The organism is Nocardia sp. NPDC005978 (genome assembly GCF_040614455.1).
GTDB lineage: Bacteria > Actinomycetota > Actinomycetes > Mycobacteriales > Mycobacteriaceae > Nocardia.
In genome coordinates this window covers 37,939-59,558 of the sequence record NZ_JBEXUS010000039.1, presented here as the reverse complement: position 1 = coordinate 59,558, position 21,620 = coordinate 37,939, and the positions used below count along the sequence as shown (strand labels likewise).

Annotated in this window: 21 protein-coding genes; 11 read left to right on the top strand and 10 right to left on the bottom strand. The window is 66.9% G+C overall.

Annotated elements, in window-relative coordinates; genetic code table 11:
- The first annotated feature begins 35 nt into the window (after window positions 1–35).
- The gene (locus ABZ319_RS19525) at window positions 36–605 is read left to right on the top strand and encodes a TetR/AcrR family transcriptional regulator (protein ID WP_354987832.1); all 570 of its coding nucleotides are present in this window, start codon (window positions 36–38) and stop codon (window positions 603–605) included.
- On the opposite strand, the gene ABZ319_RS19520 is transcribed toward ABZ319_RS19525, so the two are convergent.
- Together ABZ319_RS19520 and ABZ319_RS19515 are read right to left on the bottom strand one after the other, a co-directional pair.
- Window positions 602–2,161 (bottom strand): APC family permease, encoded by a 1,560-nt coding sequence (locus ABZ319_RS19520; RefSeq protein ID WP_354987831.1) that lies wholly within the window; start codon window positions 2,159–2,161, stop codon window positions 602–604. The two genes, ABZ319_RS19525 and ABZ319_RS19520, sit on opposite strands and share 4 nt — an antisense overlap.
- Window positions 2,162–2,192: 31 nt before the next feature.
- Window positions 2,193–2,759: a hypothetical protein gene (locus ABZ319_RS19515; protein ID WP_354987830.1), complete on the bottom strand. Its 567-nt coding sequence runs from the start codon at window positions 2,757–2,759 to the stop codon at window positions 2,193–2,195.
- Between the two features lie 149 nt (window positions 2,760–2,908).
- Here ABZ319_RS19515 and ABZ319_RS19510 point away from each other — a divergent pair, with 149 nt between their 5' ends.
- Entirely contained in the window at window positions 2,909–3,451 is a 543-nt protein-coding gene (locus ABZ319_RS19510) for a YceI family protein (protein WP_354987829.1), read from the top strand.
- A 279-nt stretch (window positions 3,452–3,730) separates the two neighbouring features.
- On the opposite strand, the gene ABZ319_RS19505 is transcribed toward ABZ319_RS19510, so the two are convergent.
- The 5 genes from ABZ319_RS19505 to infC form a co-directional block, all read right to left on the bottom strand.
- Window positions 3,731–5,155, bottom strand: a complete 1,425-nt coding sequence (locus tag ABZ319_RS19505) for an alpha/beta fold hydrolase (RefSeq protein WP_354987828.1) — start codon at window positions 5,153–5,155, stop codon at window positions 3,731–3,733.
- Between the two features lie 85 nt (window positions 5,156–5,240).
- Window positions 5,241–6,038: an RNA methyltransferase gene (locus ABZ319_RS19500; protein ID WP_354987852.1), complete on the bottom strand. Its 798-nt coding sequence runs from the start codon at window positions 6,036–6,038 to the stop codon at window positions 5,241–5,243.
- Between the two features lie 41 nt (window positions 6,039–6,079).
- Window positions 6,080–6,460: a 50S ribosomal protein L20 gene (gene rplT, locus ABZ319_RS19495; protein WP_354987827.1), complete on the bottom strand. Its 381-nt coding sequence runs from the start codon at window positions 6,458–6,460 to the stop codon at window positions 6,080–6,082.
- Between the two features lie 91 nt (window positions 6,461–6,551).
- On the bottom strand, window positions 6,552–6,746 hold the full coding sequence (rpmI, locus tag ABZ319_RS19490; RefSeq protein ID WP_354987826.1) for a 50S ribosomal protein L35: 195 nt from the start codon (window positions 6,744–6,746) through the stop codon (window positions 6,552–6,554).
- Between the two features lie 65 nt (window positions 6,747–6,811).
- A complete protein-coding gene (gene infC / locus ABZ319_RS19485) occupies window positions 6,812–7,507 on the bottom strand; it encodes a translation initiation factor IF-3 (protein WP_354987851.1) in 696 nt (231 codons plus the stop codon).
- 313 nt (window positions 7,508–7,820) lie between these two features.
- On the opposite strand from infC, the gene ABZ319_RS19480 reads away from it, so the two are divergent.
- Window positions 7,821–8,192, top strand: coding sequence for a DUF1844 domain-containing protein (locus ABZ319_RS19480; RefSeq protein ID WP_354987825.1), 372 nt, complete (start codon window positions 7,821–7,823; stop codon window positions 8,190–8,192).
- A 34-nt stretch (window positions 8,193–8,226) separates the two neighbouring features.
- On the opposite strand, the gene ABZ319_RS19475 is transcribed toward ABZ319_RS19480, so the two are convergent.
- Complete coding sequence (locus ABZ319_RS19475) at window positions 8,227–9,078, bottom strand: SGNH/GDSL hydrolase family protein (RefSeq protein WP_354987824.1); 852 nt, start codon at window positions 9,076–9,078, stop codon at window positions 8,227–8,229.
- A 223-nt stretch (window positions 9,079–9,301) separates the two neighbouring features.
- On the opposite strand from ABZ319_RS19475, the gene ABZ319_RS19470 reads away from it, so the two are divergent.
- The 6 genes from ABZ319_RS19470 to ABZ319_RS19445 all read left to right on the top strand — a co-directional run bounded on the left by ABZ319_RS19470 (window position 9,302) and on the right by ABZ319_RS19445 (window position 16,553).
- Window positions 9,302–9,616, top strand: a complete 315-nt coding sequence (locus ABZ319_RS19470) for a hypothetical protein (protein ID WP_354987823.1) — start codon at window positions 9,302–9,304, stop codon at window positions 9,614–9,616.
- On the top strand, window positions 9,609–10,430 hold the full coding sequence (locus ABZ319_RS19465) for an LppX_LprAFG lipoprotein (protein WP_354987822.1): 822 nt from the start codon (window positions 9,609–9,611) through the stop codon (window positions 10,428–10,430). Before ABZ319_RS19470 ends, ABZ319_RS19465 begins: the two co-directional genes overlap by 8 nt.
- 310 nt (window positions 10,431–10,740) lie before the next feature.
- Entirely contained in the window at window positions 10,741–12,201 is a 1,461-nt protein-coding gene (locus tag ABZ319_RS19460; protein ID WP_354987821.1) for a fatty acid desaturase, read from the top strand.
- 162 nt (window positions 12,202–12,363) lie between these two features.
- A complete protein-coding gene (locus ABZ319_RS19455; RefSeq protein ID WP_354987850.1) occupies window positions 12,364–13,494 on the top strand; it encodes a 3-oxoacyl-[acyl-carrier-protein] synthase III C-terminal domain-containing protein in 1,131 nt (376 codons plus the stop codon).
- A gap of 47 nt (window positions 13,495–13,541) precedes the next feature.
- On the top strand, window positions 13,542–15,530 hold the full coding sequence (locus tag ABZ319_RS19450) for an ATP-binding cassette domain-containing protein (RefSeq protein WP_354987820.1): 1,989 nt from the start codon (window positions 13,542–13,544) through the stop codon (window positions 15,528–15,530).
- Between the two features lie 180 nt (window positions 15,531–15,710).
- On the top strand, window positions 15,711–16,553 hold the full coding sequence (locus ABZ319_RS19445) for a helix-turn-helix transcriptional regulator (protein ID WP_354987819.1): 843 nt from the start codon (window positions 15,711–15,713) through the stop codon (window positions 16,551–16,553).
- A 772-nt stretch (window positions 16,554–17,325) separates the two neighbouring features.
- On the opposite strand, the gene ABZ319_RS19440 is transcribed toward ABZ319_RS19445, so the two are convergent.
- The gene (locus ABZ319_RS19440) at window positions 17,326–18,807 is read right to left on the bottom strand and encodes a DUF222 domain-containing protein (RefSeq protein ID WP_354987818.1); all 1,482 of its coding nucleotides are present in this window, start codon (window positions 18,805–18,807) and stop codon (window positions 17,326–17,328) included.
- A 192-nt stretch (window positions 18,808–18,999) separates the two neighbouring features.
- Between ABZ319_RS19440 and ABZ319_RS19435 the strand changes: the two genes are divergently transcribed.
- Entirely contained in the window at window positions 19,000–19,812 is an 813-nt protein-coding gene (locus ABZ319_RS19435; RefSeq protein ID WP_354987817.1) for a glucose 1-dehydrogenase, read from the top strand.
- Window positions 19,813–20,365: 553 nt separating this feature from the next.
- A complete protein-coding gene (locus ABZ319_RS19430) occupies window positions 20,366–20,860 on the top strand; it encodes a hypothetical protein (RefSeq protein WP_354987816.1) in 495 nt (164 codons plus the stop codon).
- On the opposite strand, the gene ABZ319_RS19425 is transcribed toward ABZ319_RS19430, so the two are convergent.
- The gene (locus ABZ319_RS19425) at window positions 20,824–21,567 is read right to left on the bottom strand and encodes a ferritin-like domain-containing protein (RefSeq protein ID WP_354987815.1); all 744 of its coding nucleotides are present in this window, start codon (window positions 21,565–21,567) and stop codon (window positions 20,824–20,826) included. The two genes, ABZ319_RS19430 and ABZ319_RS19425, sit on opposite strands and share 37 nt — an antisense overlap.
- Window positions 21,568–21,620 lie beyond the last annotated feature (53 nt).

The following is a 21,620-nucleotide window of genomic DNA, read 5'->3' as shown; positions in this document are numbered from 1 at the left end:
AGAACGATTCCCCAGCGACGAGGAGCCCGGCTGCCATGACGAAGACACGGATGACCGCCAGCGAGCGGGGCGAACAGGTGCTCGAGGCCGCCATTTCCGCGTTCGCCGAATCCGGTTACGCCGCAACGAAAACCGATGAGATCGCGCGCCGGGCGGGAGTGTCGCAGCCGTACGTCATCCGACTGTTCGGGACCAAGCAGCAGCTGTTCCTGGCCGCACTGCGCCTGGGGTGCGACCGCATCGAAGAGGTCTTCCGCGAGGCCGTCGAACAGGCCCCCGCCACCGCCACCCCCGACGAGCGGCTGCGGGCCATGGGCCAGAGCTACAACATCTTCCTGACCGAACGCGCCCGCCCGCTCATGCTGCTGCACGGTTTCGCCGCCAGCAGCGACCCGGCCATCGGCAACGAGGTGCGGGAGCGATTCGGCCGCATCTACACCCTCGCCCGCGACCTGACCGGCGCCTCGATCCTCGAGGTCCGCCGATTCATGGCCACCGGCATGCTGCTCACCGATATGACCGCCATGCAGGTGGTCGGTCCCGACGCGGTCGACGCGCCCTGGGCCCGGGACCTGCTGGACAACCTCGAGGAACTGGGCGACTAGCCCGGCCGGCCCGGCACCGGGGCGTCGGCCTCGATGATCTCCTCGGTCGGGGCGGGCAGCTCGCGGGCGAGCACCTCACCGCGGAAGAACGGCGGCATGAGCCCGGCCAGCGCCAGGTAGATCGGGACACCCAGCGCCAGCGTGCCGACGCCGAGCAGGAAGGTCGCCCCGATCTCCCAGTGCGGCGCGAAGGGCAGATGCCACGAGGACCCCGCGTCCCCGACCCACCAGGAGGTGACCGCGGTCCAGGCCGCGGCGAAGAGCAGCGCACAGCCGCCCACCGCGGGCAGCACGCCCTTGACGATGAAAGTCCTTGCACCGGAAGCGAATCGATCGCGATAGAGCCACGCGCAGCTGAGGCCGGTGAGTCCGTAGTACACCCCGATCGAGATGCCGATCGCGGTGACCGCCTGCGCGATCAGCCTGCCGCCGGAGGCGAAGTTCAGGGCCACGTACAGCACCACCGAGGCCGCGCCGAACACGATCGTCGAGAACGACGGAGTACGGAAGCGGGGATGGATCCGCCCGAACGCGGCGGGCAGCGCGTGGTGCAGCGCCATCGAGTAGGTGGCGCGGGCGGTGGGCAGAATCGTGGTCTGGGTGGACGCGGCCGCCGAGGTGAGCACCATCAGGAACAGCAGATGCACCAGCACGGCGCCCACGACCCCGTCGCCGAACACCGCCTCGCCCAACGCTCCGAGCACATCGTCGGCGTGGTCCGGATTCGCCAGGCCCAGCCCGGTGGTCCCGGTCCCCGCGAACGCCTGGCTCGCGACCGTGACCAGCAGATACAGCGCGACCAGGGTAACGGTCGACAGCACCGCCGCGCGCCCGGGCGTGCGGCGCGGATCCACCGTCTCCTGATTCACCGCGACCGCGGAATCCCAGCCCCAATAGATGAACACCATCAGCAGCATGGCCGTCACGAAGTCCGAGAACGACCCGAGCTCGAACGGGTTGAACCAGGACCAGTGCGGCAGACCCGATCCGGCCGGCCCGTGACCGAGCGCCACCCGCGCCAGCGCCACCACCGAGAACACCACGAGCATGCCGAATTCCACGGTGAGCAACCACGATTGCAGCCGCGCCGACACATCGATTCCGTACAGCGCCACCAGGGTCATGACCACCAGATAGGCAATACCCAGCAACAGCACCCACGGGCTGGTCGCGTCCGCCCCGATCCCGTGCGCACCGACCAGGTGGAAGGTGTACTGCGAGCTGATCTGCGCCAGGCTCGCCATCACCAGCAGATCCGAGACGACGATCGCCCACCCCGACATCCACCCGGCGAACGGCCCGAACGCCCGCGTCGCCCACACGAACGTGGTGCCCGGATCCGGTTCCACCGCATTGAGTTCCCGATACCCGATGGCCACCAGCAGCATCGGCACGAACGCCAGCAGCACGATCACCGGCGCCTGCGCGCCCACCGCGACCACCACCAGCCCGAGGGTCGCGGTGATGCTGTACGCGGGCCCCGCCGAGGCCACCCCGATCACCACGCTGGAGGCGAGCGAGAGCGCGCCTGAGCGCAGGGTACCGGGGGACGTCACCGGGTCAGCCTAAGGGCAACCGTTCAGCACACTAAATCGCCGTGCCCGGCTCCCGTCCCGGGAAGAGCGCCTTCAGCCCCTCGTCCAACTGCCGGACGTTCTGCAGGTTCTTGCCGTAGTCGACCGCGGTGCCGGGGAACCTGGGCCGGCTCTCGAGGCGCACCTCGGTGCGGCCGTCGCCCAGGGACAGCACGGTGGCCGACAGCCGTTCGCCCCAGCTCTTCCAGGAGAACCCCGTGCGGGCGTCGATACGGCCCGCGGTCACGTCGCGCTGGGACACCCGCGCGCCGGAACCCTGGATCAGATGATCGACGGCCTCGAACACCGCGACCGGTTCCGCGATCAGAACCGTGGTGAGCTGCTGGCGGACCGGCGCGTTCGTGGCCGCCTCGCCACCGATCCGGCGCACCGATCGAATGCTGATGGTGCCGAGCAGCAGGGCCATGATCACGCCGAAGAGCAATCCGCCCACCACGCCCACCAGTACGGCGCCACCGGCGCCGCCGCCGAGGATCACGAAATAGCCGGCCAGGAGGACACCGAACAGCGGAGCAGTCCGGACGAAGATTCGGGCGTAGACACGCGTTGCATCGCTCACTTCAGTACCCTACCCGCGCGTAACTTGTGCCCGCACCGAGGCGGGCGCCCGAGCGCGACCACCACGAACCCGGACATACCCGGCGAGCTGCGGAAACACGCGGGAACCGGTGCGGCACAGGGGCATAGACGCCGCCTAGTCTGTGCGCCATGACGACCTCCGAGCAGACAGTTATCGCCCCCGGCTCCTGGACCCTCGACACCGCGCACTCCGCCGTGCACTTCACCGTCAAGCACCTCGGCATCTCGAAGGTCCGGGGCCGGTTCAACCATTTCGACGCCGGATTCATCGTCGACGAGAACGGCGCCGCGGCCATCGAGGCCACCATCTACTTCGACTCCTTCGACACCGGCAACGAGTTCCGCGACAACTACGTGCGCGGCGCGGACATCCTCGATGTCACGAAGATCCCGCACCTGACCTTCCGGGTACCCGAGCCGGTGGCCATCACCGACGAGTTCGACGTCACCGGCCTCAGCACGATCGGCGACGTCAGCAAGCCGGTCACCCTGCACGTGGAATGGGGTGGGGTACAGCTGTTCCCGCTCGACAACAAGCACCACGCCGGCTTCGCCGCCCGGGGCACGATCGACCGCAGCGCGTTCGGGATCGCCCCCGGCATTCCGACCATGCTGGTGAGCGACACGATCGAGATCGAGCTCGACATCCAGCTGATCGAGCCCGGCAACTGACACCCGCCGTGGCGGCGGCGCGGTTGCCGCCACCACGGTTCAGCGGCGCGCGGTGAGACGGTCACGACCTCGACCCCGTCCTTCGGAACGGCCCGCCCGAAACTCCGGAAACCCCTGACAGCCTTGCCCCACACCGGATTTGACGAGTAACACCGCGGCCGTCACGGGTACCACAGCTGTCCCGAGAGTCGGCGGCGTCGATGGAGACGAAAGCCCGGGCGGCGCAACGAGGGTGGTGGCCGTTGGCGGCGGTCACCCATCGGGTGTGGGCCGGGGCGGTCAGCGGGCGCCGGGCACCACCGTGGGCGGGTTCGGGGTGGTGATGGGGGCCTCGGGGGCAGAATCGATGGTGAACTCACCGGTGCGGAGATAGTGCAGGACCGCCGTGTTGAGGGTGGGGTTGGGGCGCGTGAAGTGGCCGTGATCGCCGCCCTCGACCCAGAGGATGTCGCCGCCGAGCGCGGCGGCCATGGCGGGGGCGCCGGAGGTGGCCGGGTCGCGTGGGCTCTGCACCAACATCGGGCGCACGGCGAGGCCGGCGCCGTCGACCGGTACGCGGCGGGTGGTCTGCGGCCAAGCGGCACAGGTGATTCCGGCGCGCATGAGGGCCTCCTGCTGCGCGAAGGGATCGCTGTCGGTGAGCAGGGTGACGGCCATCGTGGTCAGGGCCGCGGGGTTCAGGCCGCTGTCCTCGTTGCAGCGGGTGGCGTCCCGCATCCAGCCCGATGTCATGTCCGACACCGCCGCCGGGCGCGCGAGGTACTTCAGGAATCGCAGCTGCTCCGGATCGTCCCGGTATTCGCGCATGCCCTGGGCGAGGTACGGCCATGCCGATCGCCCGTAGGCCGCGTAGGTGGTGGCGCCGACGATGGGCGAGGACCAGCCGCCGGATTGGCTCGCGGACTGGCGTTTCCACTCCGCGAGCACCTCCTCGCGGGTCGCGCCGAGACCGTAGATCGAGTCGTTGGCCGCGATCCAGTCGAAGATGTCGTTCAGCCTGTCGGCGACGCCGGCGGGCACGCGGGCGACCTGGTCGACCCAGCTCACGTTCGGATCGACATTGGAGTCCAGCACAAGTTTGTCGACGCGCCCGGGGAACAGGGTCGCGTACACCGCGCCCAGATACGTCCCCCAGGACACCCCGAAGAAGCTGATCCGGTCCAGTCCCAGCGCTTCCCGGACCGCGTCCATATCGCGCGCGACCGATTCGCTGGTCACGGTCGCGGGGTAGCCGGGCCGAGCCACCTCGCAGGCGGCGCGATCGGTGATCGGCGCGATGTCCAGCAGCGACGAGCAGGACAGGGGCGTGGACCAGCGCAGCCCGCGCGGCTGCACGGCGAACAGGTCGAACTCCCGCAACTGCGGCACCCGCGTGCTGGGTCCCGACCAGAAACTCAGCGAATCACCGCCGGGCCCACCGGGATTGCCGAACAGCGCGCCGCGGCTGCGGGCCGGGTCCAGCGCCGGAATCCGGCTGACCATGACCTCGATCCGCGCACCGTCCGGGTCGGCGTAGTTCATCGGCACCGATACCGTTGCGCACGAGGCCTTCTCGGCTCCAGCTTCGGCCGGGCACGGACCCCAGGCCGGTGCGGGCTCCGCCGTCGCCGGTGCACCGGGCAGCAGCGCCGCCACTCCGAGCAGCGCGGTCAGCGCGAGCCCGCGACCGCCCGCCACCCACGTCCGTCCTCGTCCCGCGCGCATGTCCGCTCCCCTCCCGAGCTTGACGATCATGGTGAACCGTCGCACGCCGCCCGCCCGGCGGCGGTCGGCGTGCGGTGTATGCGATCTACTTCGCGTGCTGGACGCGCGAGCTGGCGTACAGGCAGATGGATGCCGCCGCGGCCAGGTTCAAGCTTTCCGCACGACCGCGAATAGGAATGCGAATGCGGTGGTCGGCGCGCCGGGAGATTTCCGGATCGAGACCGTGCGCCTCATTGCCGAAGAGCCAGGCCACCGGCCCGCGCAGAATCTCGTCGGCCGAATCCAGGTCGACCTCGCCCTTGGCCGCGGTGGCCAGCACCGTGATGCCCGCCGCGCGCAGGCCCGCCAGCACCGCGTCGATGTCGCGATCCCGGGCGATGGGCACGTGGAACAGACTGCCCGCGGCCGCGCGCACGCTCTTGCCGTTGTGCGGATCGACCGAATCACCGGCCAGCACGACCCCGTTCGCGCCCACCGCGTCGGCGACCCGGATCAGGGTGCCGGCGTTGCCCGGATCGGACATGGCGACCGGGACGGCCAGCAGCCGGGGCGCGGTCGCCAGGATCTCGGTCAGCGGCACATCGATCTGACGGCACACCGCGACCAGCCCGGGCGGAGTCACCGTCTCCCCCAGCGCCTCCGCCGCGCGATCACTCACCAGGGTGGTGCGCACACCGTTGGCCGCGGCGCCCGCGACCAGCTCGTGCTCACGGCCCGCGGCCTTCAGCGAATAGAACAGTTCCTCGACACGACCCGTATCCAGTGCGGATTCCACCGAATTGGGTCCCTCGGCCAGGAACAGGCCGGATTTGCGCCGCACCGGCGCCCGGTGCAGCTTGACAGCGGAAACGACCCGCGGATTGCGCTCGGAGAGCGCTTCCACGGGTCGTTCCGAATGCTGTTGCGTTGTCACGCAGCGGCAGCTTACGCAGCCGGGGCGTTGACGTCGGCCGGGAGAGCGGCCTTCGCGATGGCGACCAGACCGGCGAACGCGGCGGCGTCGGAGACGGCCAGCTCGGCGAGGATCTTGCGGTCGACCTCGACACCCGCGGCCTTGAGGCCCTGGATGAAGCGGTTGTAGGTCATGTCGTTCAGACGCGCGCCGGCGTTGATACGAGCGATCCACAGCTTGCGGAAGTCACCCTTGCGCGCGCGGCGGTCGCGGTAGGCGTAGGTGAGCGAGTGCAGCTGCTGTTCCTTGGCCTTGCGGTACAGCCGCGAGCGCTGGCCGCGGTAGCCCTTGGAGGCCTCGAGAACGGAACGGCGCTTCTTCTGAGCGTTGACGGCCCTTTTGACGCGTGCCACTTGTCAGTCCTTGATCGATTGGGCGGGCGCAGCTTTCGCGCCCGAAGTTAGTCGGGGATGGCGTTCGAGAACGCGAGGTGCTTGCGCAGCCTTAGAGGCCGAGCAGCTTCTTGACGCGCGGGACGTCCGCCTTCGCGACGACCTCCGTGCCGTCCAGACGACGAGTCCGGGTGGACGGCTTGTGCTCGAGCAGGTGGCGACGGTTCGCCTGCTGACGCAGCAGCTTGCCCGCACCGGACACCTTGAATCGCTTCGAGGCGCCGCTGTGCTTCTTCATCTTCGGCATGGAATCCTCAATCTGTCTCGTGCCGGAGGCGCGCCGAAGCGCGCTTCCGCCAATGCTGTTCGTTATTACTGCGGCGGGGTGGCAGCCGGAGCCGGAGCGGCTTCGGGAGCCGGAGCCTCGGCCGGGGCCGCGGGCGCCGGCGCACTGCTGCGCTGCGGTGCCGAGCTGGCCTCGTTCTGAGCCTTCACCCGCGTCTTCGCGCCCTTGTGCGGGGCGAGGACCATGGTCATGTTTCGGCCGTCCTGCTTGGCCGAGGTTTCGACGAAACCGAGATCGGCGACGTCGGAGGCCAGCCGCTGCAGCAGCCGGAAACCGAGTTCCGGCCGGGACTGCTCACGACCACGGAACATGATCGTGACCTTGACCTTGGATCCGGCCTCGAGGAAGCGAACGACGTTGCGCTTCTTGGTCTCGTAGTCGTGATCGTCGATCTTCGGTCGGAGCTTCTGCTCCTTGATCACGGTCTGGACCTGGTTCTTCCGGGACTCACGCGCCTTCTGCGCGGTCTCGTACTTGAACTTGCCGTAGTCCATGATCTTGCAAACGGGTGGACGCGCGTCCGGTGCCACCTCGACCAGGTCGAGGTCGGCCTCCATGGCGACGCGTAGTGCATCTTCAACACGCACGATCCCGACCTGCTCACCACCCGGTCCGATGAGGCGGACCTCGGGTACGCGGATGCGATCGTTGATGCGAGTCTCAGTGCTGATGGGGCCTCCTAGGTCAAGCGGTTCGTCAACGACCGCAAGCAATAACTGCAACCCCAATTTCAACACGAAAGCCCCGGGTTGGTATTTCTCCAACACGGGGCCCGAGTCGACCGGTCCGCGACGCAAACTACTCGCATCGCGCCTGTACAGGGCAAACCCATACAGTTGACTCACCAGAAAAAGGTGAGCGACCGGACCGTAAACCTGGTTCTAGACCGGCAGACGGTGGGAGTCGGGCTCCACTTGATGCCCTGAACCGGAGTCCGGGGCGGTCGTCGCAGGAGAGTCTAACAGCCTCGGGCCGAACCGCCGAATCGGCAGCCCCCTCGACCATTGACAACCTGCTCGATGCCATGCTCTACCCATGAGCGAGGCGTCTTTGAACGAGCGGGAATCGGACCTCATCGAGGGCGAGGCCGTGCGTGAGCTGGCCGAGATCCCGGCGGTCGAGGTTATCAGCCGCGCGGCCGTCATGCTGATGAGTTCCGCCGCGGAGAAGCTGGGCCTGGGCGAGGCCGATCCGTCCGCGAGCCCGCATCTGGATCTGGACGAGGCGCGCCGGGTCATCACCGCACTGGCCGGTCTGGTCACCGCGTCGGTGGAGTACCTGGGCCCGCACGCCGGTCCGATTCGCGAGGGCCTGCAGTCGTTGCAGCGCGCGTTCCGCGAAGCCTCGGCACACCCGGACGCGCCGGGCGCGGGACCGGGCGAGAAGTACACCGGCCCCGTCTACTGAGTTCGGCTCCGCCGGCCGCCGAGTCGCGACCGGTTCAGTTCCCGTCCGCGCGGATCGCGCGGACGATGATGTCGGCGACGCCGCTCATGCCCTCCAGGGTCGGGTGGTACGGAATGAGCGTCTGGGTCGCGAGCAGCGGATCGAACCAGCGCGCGCCGGGCGCGGCGCACATGTCGTGGCCGACGGATCCGGCTCGGGTGTCGATGTAGGTCGCGCCGTTGGCGGCGGCCTCGCGCGCGACAACGGTGTTGAGCCGGTCGAAGGCCCGCTGCACGACGGCCGCGTCCTGGGGGCGCAGGCCGGGCAGGTCGGCGCAGCCACCGTCGCGAACGTAGGTCGGCCAGCCGTCCACGTAGATCTTCGCGTTCGGCGCGAGCGCCGAGATCTGCTGCAGCGCAGCGGCGTACGAGCCGGCGATCGCATCGATGCTGTCGTCCCACGCCGGATCGGCGCACTGCTTCACCCCGCCCAGGTGGCAGCTCAGGATGTAGGTCGTCATGGACGCGTCGTTCGCGCCGATGTGCACGGTCACCAGTTTCGTGGCCGGGCCCAGCGCCTCGAACTGCGGCGCGATGCCCGCGCCCTGCGAGGTGGTCAGGTGCGGAATCTTGGCCGAGCTGCAGCTGCGATCGTCCAGGCGCACCCCGAGCGCCGCGGCGACCAGCTTGGGGGTGTTGGCGGTGGACCTGATGCACTGCAGCGGCGCACCGGAGTCGAACTTCTGGATCCCGGTGGTGGCCGCGCCGGAGTCGCCGAGGGCGACGTATTCCGCGCCGCCGTCGGCCGGGGCGGCCTGCGCGGGCGCGGAGAGCGCGGCGGCGGCGAGGGCGCACAGGCCGGCCGCGAAAGCGCCACGGCCCCAAGGGTTTCGGCGGGTCGTCGTCATTGTCGTTCCCTCGCTCCGGACTTAAAGTGGTACGATTCGGTTTCAGTTTGATTGTGACGCAGGTTACCCTCGGGACACGGCGGCCGCAAGCATGGACACATGTTCGGTCGCAAGACCATTCGTGGCCGCGAATCCGGCGCGGAGAGCCTGTCGGTGGGCCGTGCCATGCTCGAGCCATGACCCACGCTTCGCCGCCGCCGAACCCACCGGGGGGTGCGGATTCGTGGTGATTGCCGAACAGTTGCTTGATATCCGGGGAGTGCCCCTGTTCGACATTGCAGCGCGGTCGACAGCGCTGGAAAAACGCTATTGCCGACCGATAGCCCAATTCTCGCTACCACCTGAAAGTAAGCATCCGGGAATGGGTTTCGCGACACCCGCGACAAAAGCCTTGGCGCGTTCGCGACCACCCTGGTTGGATGCCGGTGTGCCGCCCGATCATGCGGAATGCATCTCGGGTGCTGCATACTACGACGCGGGTGGCGGCAGCCGCCCGCATACCGAGATCACGAACTCTTCGGGGGTTGTACATGATTGACTCCATTTCCCGCGGGACCGGCTCCCATCGGCGTCGCCGGGCACTCGTCCCGGCCATGGTCGCGGCGGCGGCCCTGTTCGGCGCACTGGTGACGGGCTGCACCTCGGACTCCGAATCCAGCACCAGCTCTTCGGCTCCCGCCACGGGCCCGCTCCCCGAGGGCGGCCAGCTGGTGGCCGAGTGCTCGCGCACCACCCAGACCCTGCAGTCGGTCCACCTGGACCTCAAGGTCACCGACATCCCCAACCTGCCGGTGGACTACGTCAAGGCCGACATCACCAACCAGCCGCAGGGTGAGGGCCAGGCGGTCGGCGAGGCCAAGGTCCGGGTCAAGGAAGGCGACACCACCTGGACCGAGACCAAGTTCCTCGTGGTGGACAAGACCCTGTACGCCGGTGACGGCTCCAAGTACGCCCCCGTCGGCCCCGCGGAGAAGATCTACGATCCGGGCGTGATCCTGGACAAGGACAAGGGCATCGCCCACGTCATCGCCCAGGTGCAGAACCCGAAGGTGGAAGCCCGCGAGACCATCGACGGCGTGAACACCGTCCGGGTCACCGGCACCATCGACTCCTCGGTCATCGACCCGGTCGTCCCGCGCATCGGCCAGCAGGCCGGCGTCCTGCCGATCACCCTGTGGATCGCCGATGTCGCGCCGCCGACCACCTCGGTCGCGGCTCGTCCCTCCGCGGACGCCTCCCCCGGCACCGGCCCGAACCTGGTTCGCGCCGTCGTCACCAAGGATTCGGGCAACATCAAGCTGACCCTCTCCGGCTGGGGCAAGGACGTCAACGTCGTCAAGCCCGCCGGCTAGGTCCTAGCTGCTCGCTCCCACGCGGAGCACCGGTCCGGGAAAGCGCCACGGCGGCAACGACTGTCGTGCGCGGTCCCGGACCGGCTGTCGTCTCGGGCCGCGGTGGCGTCCGGCCGCCGCGAGATCGCACGACCGCGCCGCAAGATCACACAGCCGCTCGAGGCGGCGCAAGCGTTTATTCAGTGAAATGCAAGGCGCTACACGCACGATAACCACACAACGCTCGAATGCGGTGTGTGCGTTAGGCATCAGGGGTAGCTAGGAACCCTGATCGGCCCGACAGGCAGCCGGTCAGACATGGAGGATTGAGATGACGAACGACCGCCCGGAAACTGAGGAGCGGGAACTCCGTCCACCTCCGCCCTCGGGTCCGCCTCCGGTGTCGAACGTCTGGGTCTACAACGGCAAAGCCTACGACCTGAGCGACTGGATCTCCAAGCATCCCGGCGGCGAGTTCTTCATCGGCCGTACCAAGAATCGGGACATCACCTCGATTATCGGTTCGTACCACAAGAATCCGGAGGGCATCGCCAAACTGATCGAGCGCTACTCGCTCGATCGACAGGCACTGCCGGAGGACATTCACCCCAAGGCGAACGCGCCCGACTTCCTGTTCAAGGAAGGCTTCGACAGCTGGCGCGATACCCCCAAGTACCAGTTCGACAATAAGAACGACCTGCTGCATCAGGTGAAGAAGCGGCTCAAGGATCCGACACTGGCCGCGCGCGTCAAGCGCATGGACAAGATTTTCAACGTCGTCGTGGCGACCCTGGCGGTGCTGTACTTCGCGGTGCAGGGCCTGCGACTGTGGGACACCAGCTGGATGCCGCTGCCGGTCTTCGTGATCGCGATGGTGCTGCTGCGCAGCTCACTGGCCGGATTCGGGCACTACGCGATCCACCGTGCCCAGAAGGGCATGAACAAGATCTGGGTCAACGCCTTCGACCTCAACTACGTCGCACTGGCCTTCGTCACCGCCGACGGCCACGCGCTGCTGCACCACCCGCACACCCAGAGTGAAGTCGACATCAAGAAGAACGTCTTCACCATGATGATGCGAATCCCCAGGTTGTACCGGGTTCCGGTGCACACCATGCACAAGTTCGGGCACACCGTGACCGGCATGATCATGCGCCTGCTGGACGTCTGCCGCCTCACCCGCAAGGTGGGCATCAAGGACATGTACGGCACCTGGGGCGGTGCGCTGCCGCACTTCATCGGATCCTTCGGCGTGCGCTTCCTGCTGGTGGGCGAGCTCGTAGTGTTCACCCTGGCCGGCGACTTCTGGGCCTGGGCACTGCAATTCGTGCTCACGATGTGGATCAGCACCTTCCTGGTCGTGGCCAGCCACGACTTCGAAGTGGAAACCGAGCACATCGAGACCAATACCGAGGACTGGGGCATCAATCAGCTCGAGCAGGCCTACGACCTCAAGGTCATCGGCAATCGCTACGTCGACTGCTTCCTGTCCGCGGGCCTGAGCTCGCACCGAGTCCACCATGTGCTGCCCTATCAGCGCAGTGGCTTCGCCAATATCGCCACCGAGGACGTATTGCGCGAAGAGGCAGCCAAATTCGATGTTGAATGGCTGCCGGCGAAGAGTTTCTTCACGGATCGCTTTCCGAAGCAGATCCGAACGTACATTCTCGCGGCCTCGGATGAAGCGAAAGAACGGGAGTGGGGCTTCTTCCGCGAGCATTTCGCGCCATCGGCCTTGAAGACCTGTGTCGTCTATACCGCCCAGGGCTTCTCCGGAATCGGCACTGTCTGAATCGATTTCGCCGGTCGTTAACGCAATAGCGCAGCAGCGCAATATCTTTATCGAAAGAAGGGGAGTAATTTCGTGTCTATCACCATTGACGAGGGCGCCGCGCGCCCCGAGGCTCTGAACCGTCACCACGGCTCGAGCGAGCGCTACGACCGGGTCGAGGGGCTGGTCGAGCGGGTGCTGCCGCCGGCGCCGCCGTCCACCGTCGGCGTAATCGAAAGCATCGCAACGGGTTCGCCCGCACCGAGTGTAGATCAGGCCGAGGCCGCCCGCCGGGTGGCCGAGCGATTCACCGATCCCGCCCAGCAGGCGCGCATCCCGCGGGTCTACCAGAAGACCCGGATCACCACCCGGCGCCTGGCGATCGATCCGCTGGATCCGGAATTCCTGCCGTTCAGCCAGCGACCGGCCACCATTCGCGAGCGCATGAACCTGTTCTACCAGCACGCGGTGCCGCTCGCGGTCGACGTAGCGGGCCGGGCCATCGCCGGAATCGATGACCCCGCAGCCGATCTCGGCATGCTGATCTTCGTGACCAGCACCGGCTTCATCGCACCGGGGGTCGACGTCGCGGTGGTCAAGCAGCTCGGACTGTCCCCCACCGTGAACCGGATGGTCATCAACTTCATGGGCTGCGCGGCCGCGATGAACGGCATGCGCGCCGCGGTGGATTACGTTCGGGCACACCCGGACAAGAAGGCCATGGTCATCTGCCTCGAGCTCAGCTCGGTGAACGCGGTGTTCGACGACGACATCAACGACGTCATCACGCACAGCCTCTTCGGCGACGGCTGCGGCGCGGTCGTCATCGGCGCCGGCCAGGTGCATCAGCAGCTGGCCCCCGGCAAAATCGTCATCCGCGGCGGCTTCAGCCACCTGTTCGACGACGCAGAGGACGGAATCGTCCTGGGCGTCAACGACAACGGCATCACCTGCGAACTGTCGGAGAACCTGCCGCAGTACATCTACCGCGGGGTGGATCCGGTCATCACCGACATGCTGCGCGGGCACGGACTACGCAAGTCCGACGTCGATCTGTGGGCCATCCACCCGGGCGGCCCGAAGATCATCGAAGAGTCCGCGAAATCGCTGGGCATCGATGCCGAGCAGGCCGCGGCGGTGAGCTGGGATGTGCTGGCGCGCTACGGCAACATGCTGAGCGTGTCGCTCATCTTCGTGCTCGAGCAGATGGCGGCCCAGGTCGAGTCCGACAAGCCGATCTCCACCGGCGTCGCGTTCTCCTTCGCCCCGGGCGTCACGCTCGAGGGCATCCTGTTCGACATCGTCCGGCACTGAACCGCCGGCATCGACGCGAACATTCGTTCCGAAAGAGCGCAGTAACAATGCAACTCATCAGATTCCTCATCTCGATTTCGTGGGTACGGATCGCGGCGGTCACCGCCACGGGCCTGGTATGCGGCATCGCCAACACCTTCCTGGTGATGCTGATCCGCGGCATCGTCTCGCCGGAACCGCCGCCGTACGTCCATGTCGGGAACTTCGCCCTCACGGCGGTGGTGATCCTGGTGAGCGGCGTGCTGTCGCAGGTGCTGCTGATCCGGCTGGCGCAGGACGCCATCTACCGACTCCGCGCGGAGCTGAGCTCGAGCATCGTCTCGGCTCCGCTGGAGCACCTGGAACGGCTCGGCATGCACCGGCTCATGGCCACGCTGACCGAGGACGTGCGAGCGCTTTCCCAAGCGGTGACGGCGATTCCGAGCATCGTGGTCGACGTCGCCACCATCGTGGGCTGCTTCGTCTTCCTGCTCGTACTGTCCGGGCCGATCTTCGCCATCACGGTGGCGGGCACGCTCGTCGGCATCGCCTGCGTCGAGATCTTCCTCAAGCGAGTGCGCAGGCTGTACCAGGAGGCCCGCGAGAACGAGGACGTGCTGCTGCGTTCCTTCCAGGCCGTGACCCTGGGCATCAAGGAACTCAAGCTGCACCGCGGCCGGCGCCGCGACTTCATGGATCGGCATCTGCTCGGATCAGCGCAGGCCCTGCGCGGACAGAACATCGAAGCAGCGTCCAAATTCTCGATCGGGCAGGGGCTCGGCCAGCTGCTGCAGCTGGCCACCATGGGCCTGATCCTGTTCGTGATCGCCAAGGCGCTCAACGTGCCCGGGCCGGTCATGTTCGGATACGTGCTGGTGACCACCTTCCTGTCGATGCCCATGCAGAACTTCATGCACCGCATTCCGGACCTGCTGCGCGGCGACGTGGCACTGGCCAAGATCCGCGGCATGAACCTGTCCATGGAGACCATGCACAACGAGGACGAACTGCCGTACACCGAACGGCCAGCGGTCACCTCGGCGCGACTCGAGCTGGCGGGAGTCGGGTACAACTACCGGTCCGAAGCGCCGTCACCGTTCCCGACGCCGGGAGCGCCCGAGGGCACCGGACCGCATCCGGGTGGCCGGCCACCGCGGCCCGGCGCGCGAGCGAAGTCCGAAAAGGGCAGTGCCCCGGGGCATCCGGCAGGAGCACCGGCTCATCCCGAGGGTGCGGGCGCACCGCCGAACGGTCCCGGCGGACATCCCGGCGGACCCGAGGGCGGACATCCCGCCGGTCCCGGCGGACAGCCGGGGCACCCCGGCGGCCACCCGCCGCATCGCGGTGGAACACGACCGCCCGGCCCGGATGTCAACGGGCACAGGTTCGTCGAGCACAGCGGGCACGACGGTCGGCCCGCGCCGCTCGGGCACCCACCGCTGGAAGAGAACGGCGACGGCTTCAAACTCGGGCCCATCGACCTCGTCTTCGAGCCCGGTCAGATCTCATTCGTCGTGGGCGGCAACGGCAGTGGCAAATCCACACTCGCCAAACTGATCACCGGCCTGTACGTGCCGCGAATCGGAACCATGACCCTCAACGGCGAACGCATCGACCACGAGAACGTGGAGTGGTACCGGCAGAACGCCTCGGCGATCTTCACCGACTTCCACCTCTTCGAGGACTACCTGGGCTTCGACCGCCCCGGCATCGACGCCGAAGTGCAGCACTACCTCGAGGAACTGCAGATCGCCCACAAGGTGACGGTCAAGGACGGGAAACTCTCGACCATCGACCTGTCCCAGGGCCAGCGCAAACGCCTCGCCCTGCTGACCGCCCTGCTGGAAGATCGCGCCATCTATCTGTTCGACGAATGGGCCGCCGACCAGGACCCCAAGTTCCGCGAGGTCTTCTACACCGAGATCCTCGCCGACCTGAAGGCCCGCGGCAAAACGGTCATCGTGATCACCCACGACGACCGGTACTTCCACCTCGCCGACCAGATCGTGAAGCTCGACTTCGGCAAGGTGGTAGCCGACACCGTCCCGGTCTCCTGACCTCGACGAATCTCCCCCTTTCGACAGCGCCCGGCCGGCATCCCCGGCCGGGCGCTGTCGCGTAGTCACCGGATTCGATCGCAGGTCGGATGGTCACGTAGCCGAACGATTCGAAACGCGACCTCGCGGGCACGTGCGGTGGACCGGAGTAAGCGCCGGGCCACTAGTGTTGCAGCCGATATGGCCGGCACATCCAAGGCGGCGCGCGAGTTGCGCCGAGAGCAGCTCCGAGACTTCCTGCGCACGCGGCGAGCTCGACTCACACCCGCCGATGTCGGCATCGTCTCCACCGGAACCAGGCGTACGCCGGGATTGCGGCGGGAAGAAGTCGCATTGCTGGCCGGAGTCGGAGTGTCCTGGTACACCTGGCTCGAGCAGGGGCGAGACATCAACGTATCGGGATCGGTCGTGCGCGCCATCGGGCGGGCATTGCAATTGGACGATGCCGAGATGGCACATCTGTTCACGCTCGCGGGACTCACCGCACCGCCACCGGGGCGGCACGGAAGTACGCGAGTCGGGCCGGAATTGCGGCGAGTGATCAACGCGTGGACAGCGGGGCCCGCGCTACTGCGCGACCGATACTGGAACATCCTCGCTATCAACGCGATGACCCGCGCGGTATTCGGATACGGGGACGCCGACCACAACTGCTTGATCTCGTTCTTCACCAACGAGCGCTACCGGGCAGCTCATCCGCAGTGGGAAGCAACCGCACCCGCCGTCGTGGCGGCTTTCCGAGCCGACGCCGCTCAGTCGCCGGGGGATCCGGAATTCGAGCGTGTGATCGCCGAACTGCATTCCGCCAGTGTGGATTTCGGGGCACTGTGGGCTCGGCACGACGTTGCCGTACCGCGGCAGGGGGTCAAGGCGATCACGCATCCGGAGGCCGGCGAGCTGCACTTCGACACCACGACGTTGGCGGTCACGGATCAGCCGTCGTGGTTTCTCGAGCTTTATCATCCTCGGCCGGAGAGTGGGACTGCTGAGCGGCTTGTCGAGTTGGATGTGGGGGTTGTTTAGGGGTGTGCGTGGCCGGATGTCGGGTCGTTGGGTGAGTGGTTGCGTTGGTGGACGACTGGATAACGAGATACCAGCGGGGTGCGGTTGGGGTGGGCGGGCTGCGGTTCCTGCCCTGCCGGGCAGAGCAGCCTGGATAACGAGACACCCCGCGGGGGTCGGTTGGGGGTCGGGCTGCGGTTCCAGTCCCCTCTGGGAGAGCTGCCTGGATAACGAGAACCAGCGGGGACCGGTCGGGGGTCGAGCTGCGGTTCCAGCCCCCTCCAGGGAGAGCAGCCTGGATAACGAGAACCAGCGGAGTGCGGTTGAGAGCCTCGACTACGGTTCCAGCCCTCCCGGGGCAAAGCAGCCTGGATAACGGAGTAGCAGCGTGGCCGGGTTGGGAGCCTCGACGGCGGTACCAGCCCTCCCGGGCCGATAAACGTGATCCACCACTAGCGGGGGTAAGAGCGAGCCTCGAATCGACTACCGCTCACCACAATCACCCGCTAAGGCTGTACCAGCATTCAGCGATGACGGATCTTGTGTCTGTAGAGCTCGAGAAGGTTCCCACAGCCATCCAGCCACGCTGGAAGGGCGAACGCGCTCCCAACTGGGGAGCCGAAGTCGGGTACGGCAGGCGAAGTAACCAGCACTGCCTCATTGCTCTTGCTTGTCCTCCCGAACCCCGCTGGAAGGCGCACGGTGCGTGCGGGTTCGGGCTACGTCGGCCACTGGAGTGAACACCAACGCCGCTCTTGAGTTTTGGGCTTTGGCTCCGGCTGGAGGCAGTGCTCTAGCAGAGTCGCCGCGCTGGGATACCCGGAATCCCCGAAGGACTCGGCACACGCGGGTGATGACGGAAATTCACCCGAGGTCTGCGAGCGGGATCGATGTGCGGTGGTGGTATCCACCCGGTTTTGCCCGGATTCTCCGAATCATTGGGCATGACTATCGTTTTCCAGCCGTTCGGGCCGGTATTGATCTGTGCATGGCAGGCATCGCACGCGAATGTCAGGTTCTCGATGTCCGTTTCGCCGCCGTCAGCCCATTCTGTGATGTGGTGGACGGCGGAGCGGGTGGCGGGTGCGTCGCATCCAGGGCGGGTGCACCCGCGTTCGACTGCGGTGAGTGCGAGGCGCTGCTCTGCCGATGCCAGGCGTTGACCGCGTGAGAGGTGCAGTGGGCGGCCGTTGGCATCCACGATCACCAGGTACGGGGTGGAACGCGCGGCCAGTTTGATCGCTTCGGTGATCGAGAGTGTGCCACCGGTATTCGTGGTCGCGAGCCCGGTACGCTGCTCGAGGTCCGTCAGGCGCATGGTCACCACAGTCGAGACCGGCAGCCCCCGGTGATAGCCGAGTTTGGTGGGCCCCATATCGGGGTGCAGGAACCGCAGCAACGCATCGTGATTGCGTTGCGCTTCACTGCGGTGATCACGCTTGGCAGCAGCCCGCAGCACCGCACGAGCAGCGACGGTGGCTGTGTCGGCGTCACTGTCGTCGGTCTCGGTTTCGGTGTCGATCCCGAGTTCTGCGGTGGTGTGCGGGCTCTCGGGATCATCGGGATTGCACATGCCGGGTCGCGCGAACTTGGCGAACATCGGCATGAACACCGCACCCAACTCCGGCGTCAGCAAACCCGAAATAGGGAACATCCCATCCGCGCGCTGGCGTCCGATGCAGATGCCGCGCATCCGCTGGCGGTCGTTGTCCGCGGTCAACACCCCATCGGGGTCGGTGTATGCCAGTACCCGCACCCCGAGTGTGGTCACACCCTTGGGGTCGCCGGTGCGCGCGAAGTCGGTCAGGGAGCGTTCAGCGAGTTCCTTGAGCTTCGGTTCCACACTGGCGGGGATCCGGTCCAGGACCTTCACGATCGCCTGCACGTGCTCGGCGGAGATCTCCCCGGCACGTTGGGCTGCGGCGATGTGTGGGAACACCGGTGGCCGATGGAAACTGCCTTCGGACACGGTGGAGAGCCGGTCGGCGTTCCGCACCCGAGCGGCAGCGTCGAAATGCGAGATCCGCAGGGTCTGTTGCAGGTACACGATGGGGCTCTTGATCCCGGCCTGCGCGGGCAGTCCTCGTGCCGCGCATTCGAGGGCGAAGCGCTGCTTCACCGCTTCGAGTTTGCGGTAGTCCTCTTCCAGCTTCTGCATCATCGCGATGACCTGGTCATCGGATGAGGAAAACAGGGGTGATTCGAGCAGGCCCTCCACCGCGACGCCATGTCCTTCAACATGGTGCGCGATGCTGGATTCCCCTCCCGAATTCATACCCCTATTCTACTCCTCGATAGCCACCTGCAATAGCCCAATTCCATTGTGATACAACAGTATTCAGACTCAACCACGATTCAGAACCACAGTCTCGGCGATGCTGGAACAGCGATCGAACACCCTGGTGGTGCCACACCCGGGATGACCGCACACTGTCACGCCGCCCGCGCGCCGCGCAGTCTGAAACGCATGACAAACAGCACTCCCCGATTCCAGGGCCACGTCGCTCTCGTCACCGGCGGCAGCAGCGGCATGGGACTCGCCACGGCGCGACGGTTGCTGACCGAAGGCGCCCAGGTGGTGATCACCGGTCGCGACAAGGTCCGATTGGACGCGGCGGCAGCCGAACTCACGGCACATGTCGACATCGATGACCCCGCGGATCCGAAAGCCACTGTGACCGAACGCATTCTGGCAGTCCCCGGCGATATCGGAAACGCCACCGACCGCGCGGCCCTCTTCGACGCCATCGACGCCCGCTTCGGCCGGCTCGACGTGGTCTTCGCCAACGCCGGTGTCGGCGTCTTCGACCCCGTCCAGGCGGTGACCGAAGAAAGCTTCGACCACATCGTCGGAATCAACTTCAAGGGCGTGTATTTCACCATCCAGCAGGCTCTTCCGCTGCTGACCGACGGCGGCGCGATAGTCGTCAACGCGTCCTGGACCCTGCACCGCGGCATCCCCGGCGCCACGGTCTACTCCGCCACCAAGGCCGCGATCCACAACCTGTCCCACACCCTCGCCGCCGACCTGGCTCCCCGCCGCATCCGCGTGAACTCGGTCAGCCCCGGCTACATCGAAACCCCGATGTTCCACGAAAACGTCTCTCCCACAGCCCACGCCGAAGTGGTCGCCACCGTCGCCGCGGCCCGCCTCGGCACCGCCGAGGACGTCGCCGCGGCCGTAACCTTCCTCGCCTCCCCCGAGGCGTCCTACATCAACGGCCAGGACCTCGTCATCGACGGCGGCCTGGTCGCCGCCACCCCGGCCGCGATGCTGTAACCGGCACCCGCCCGACCGTCGCGATCCCTCTGCCGCATCTCCCCGAACGAGCTGGTGGCCGTGCGCGGCAACGGAAACTGCATCCACTCGGGATACGCTCTGTCCGGCGGGCGTACGGCGCGGCCAACCACCGCGACAGCGTCGGCGGCGCATGGCACCGAACAGCCTTCGCGCACAACAACTCACGATGATGGGGTTCCCAGCTCGCCGCCGGGGGTGGCAAGGCGACGACCGAGGCCGCGTCCGGGTACACCTCCGAACCAGGCACAGTTCAGTCGTAGATGATGCCCAATTCCCTTGTGCATGAGCTTTTTTGATCGACTTCAGGTCGAATCAGCTCATCCCGGAGCGGGGTGCTCGCAATCGGCTTTGCCGGAGCAGGTTGGCTGCAACGGCAGCGAGCGGTCGACTCCGATGCAGGCTGGTGGCGACGAGGTCGATCAGGATCTTCGACGCACGAATAGTGTTAAACGCCAGCATTTTACAGTGATCTTGTTGTAGCTTGCTCTCGCCAGACCGAATCGCGAGGGTACGGCTCGGCGTTGGAGAGCAGATGAAGAAGTTCGTGCAGTTCCTCACCGCGGCGATCCTGGTCGTCGCCGCCGCGACCATGGGTGCGGGGGCGGCGCAGGCCGCGCCCGAAATGCAGCCCGCGCAAGCGTCTTTGGTGTACACGTGGATCCACAACAACACCGGAGCCGCGATCGGCATCATCAATCCGTACGACGCCGCGCACAATACGCGCGCCACGGCGCTGCCCATGGGGGCCTGGACCAATCAGGCCATGTACGTGCTCTCCACCGGTTACATCGTGATCTACGGCAACACGTGCCTGCGGGTACCGGGCAGCATGGCCAAGAAGACCGACTACCACGGCGTGCAGTCCGACAACGGCTTCACTTTGAACAGCAGCAAGCACTTCAACGTCGGGCTCGGCATCAAGAACAGCCTCGGCGGCGCGCTGATCCTGGCCCAGCAGTACAGCAACCCCGAGAACAACGTCTACGTCAATCACGGAGTCTCCGGCGCGAGTTGCGCCGGGCTCTGACCCCGTGGGCGAATCGGTCCCGGAGTCAGCGACTTCGGGACCGGCGCGGCGGCGCCGGGTCGAGAGGTCTCGGCCACCACGTCGCGGAACAGCGCGATCACGTCGCGGGCGAAATCCGTTCGGGTGACGCCCAATCGACGGAGAGCGGAACCGTGGTCGAGGGCGACGACGAGGGTCGCGCCGAGTAGGACCAGCCACCACGCGAGCAGCAGGACCGATCGAACGGGGCGTGGTGTCGGGGCGAAGGCGAGGCGCAGGCGATCGCAATGGAAGGGAACGTGGCGGAGCTCGTCATCGAGGATCAGCCGGGCCACTGCGGTGGTGACCGGATCCGTGGTGCCATCGCGCAACGCGCGGTAGTAGCGGAGGGCGACGACCTCGGCGATGGACAGCACCATCAGTTCGAGGCGCAGGCCCAGGGCGCGGCGCAATCGCACGAAGATCGCGTCGGTCCAATGGGATGAGATCGTCTCGTAGCCGGCGGAGAGCAGAAGATTTCGCAGCAGCCGGGCGTGGTTGATCTCCTCGGCGACGAACAGGCGGGTCGCCGCCGCGTAGTCCGGATCACCGGCGGCCTCGGCCTTGCGAACGAGGTTCGCGCCGTCGCCGCTCTCGCCGACTTGAAACCGTTGCACGCTGCGGGCCAGGACCGGATCGAGTCGTGCGCCCGCGCCCCACTCCGGATCGCCCGCGGCAGAGCGCGTCACCGCGTTCGCCGCGAACTCCCTTGTCCACGTAGCGAAATCGCTCGGCCGCCCCA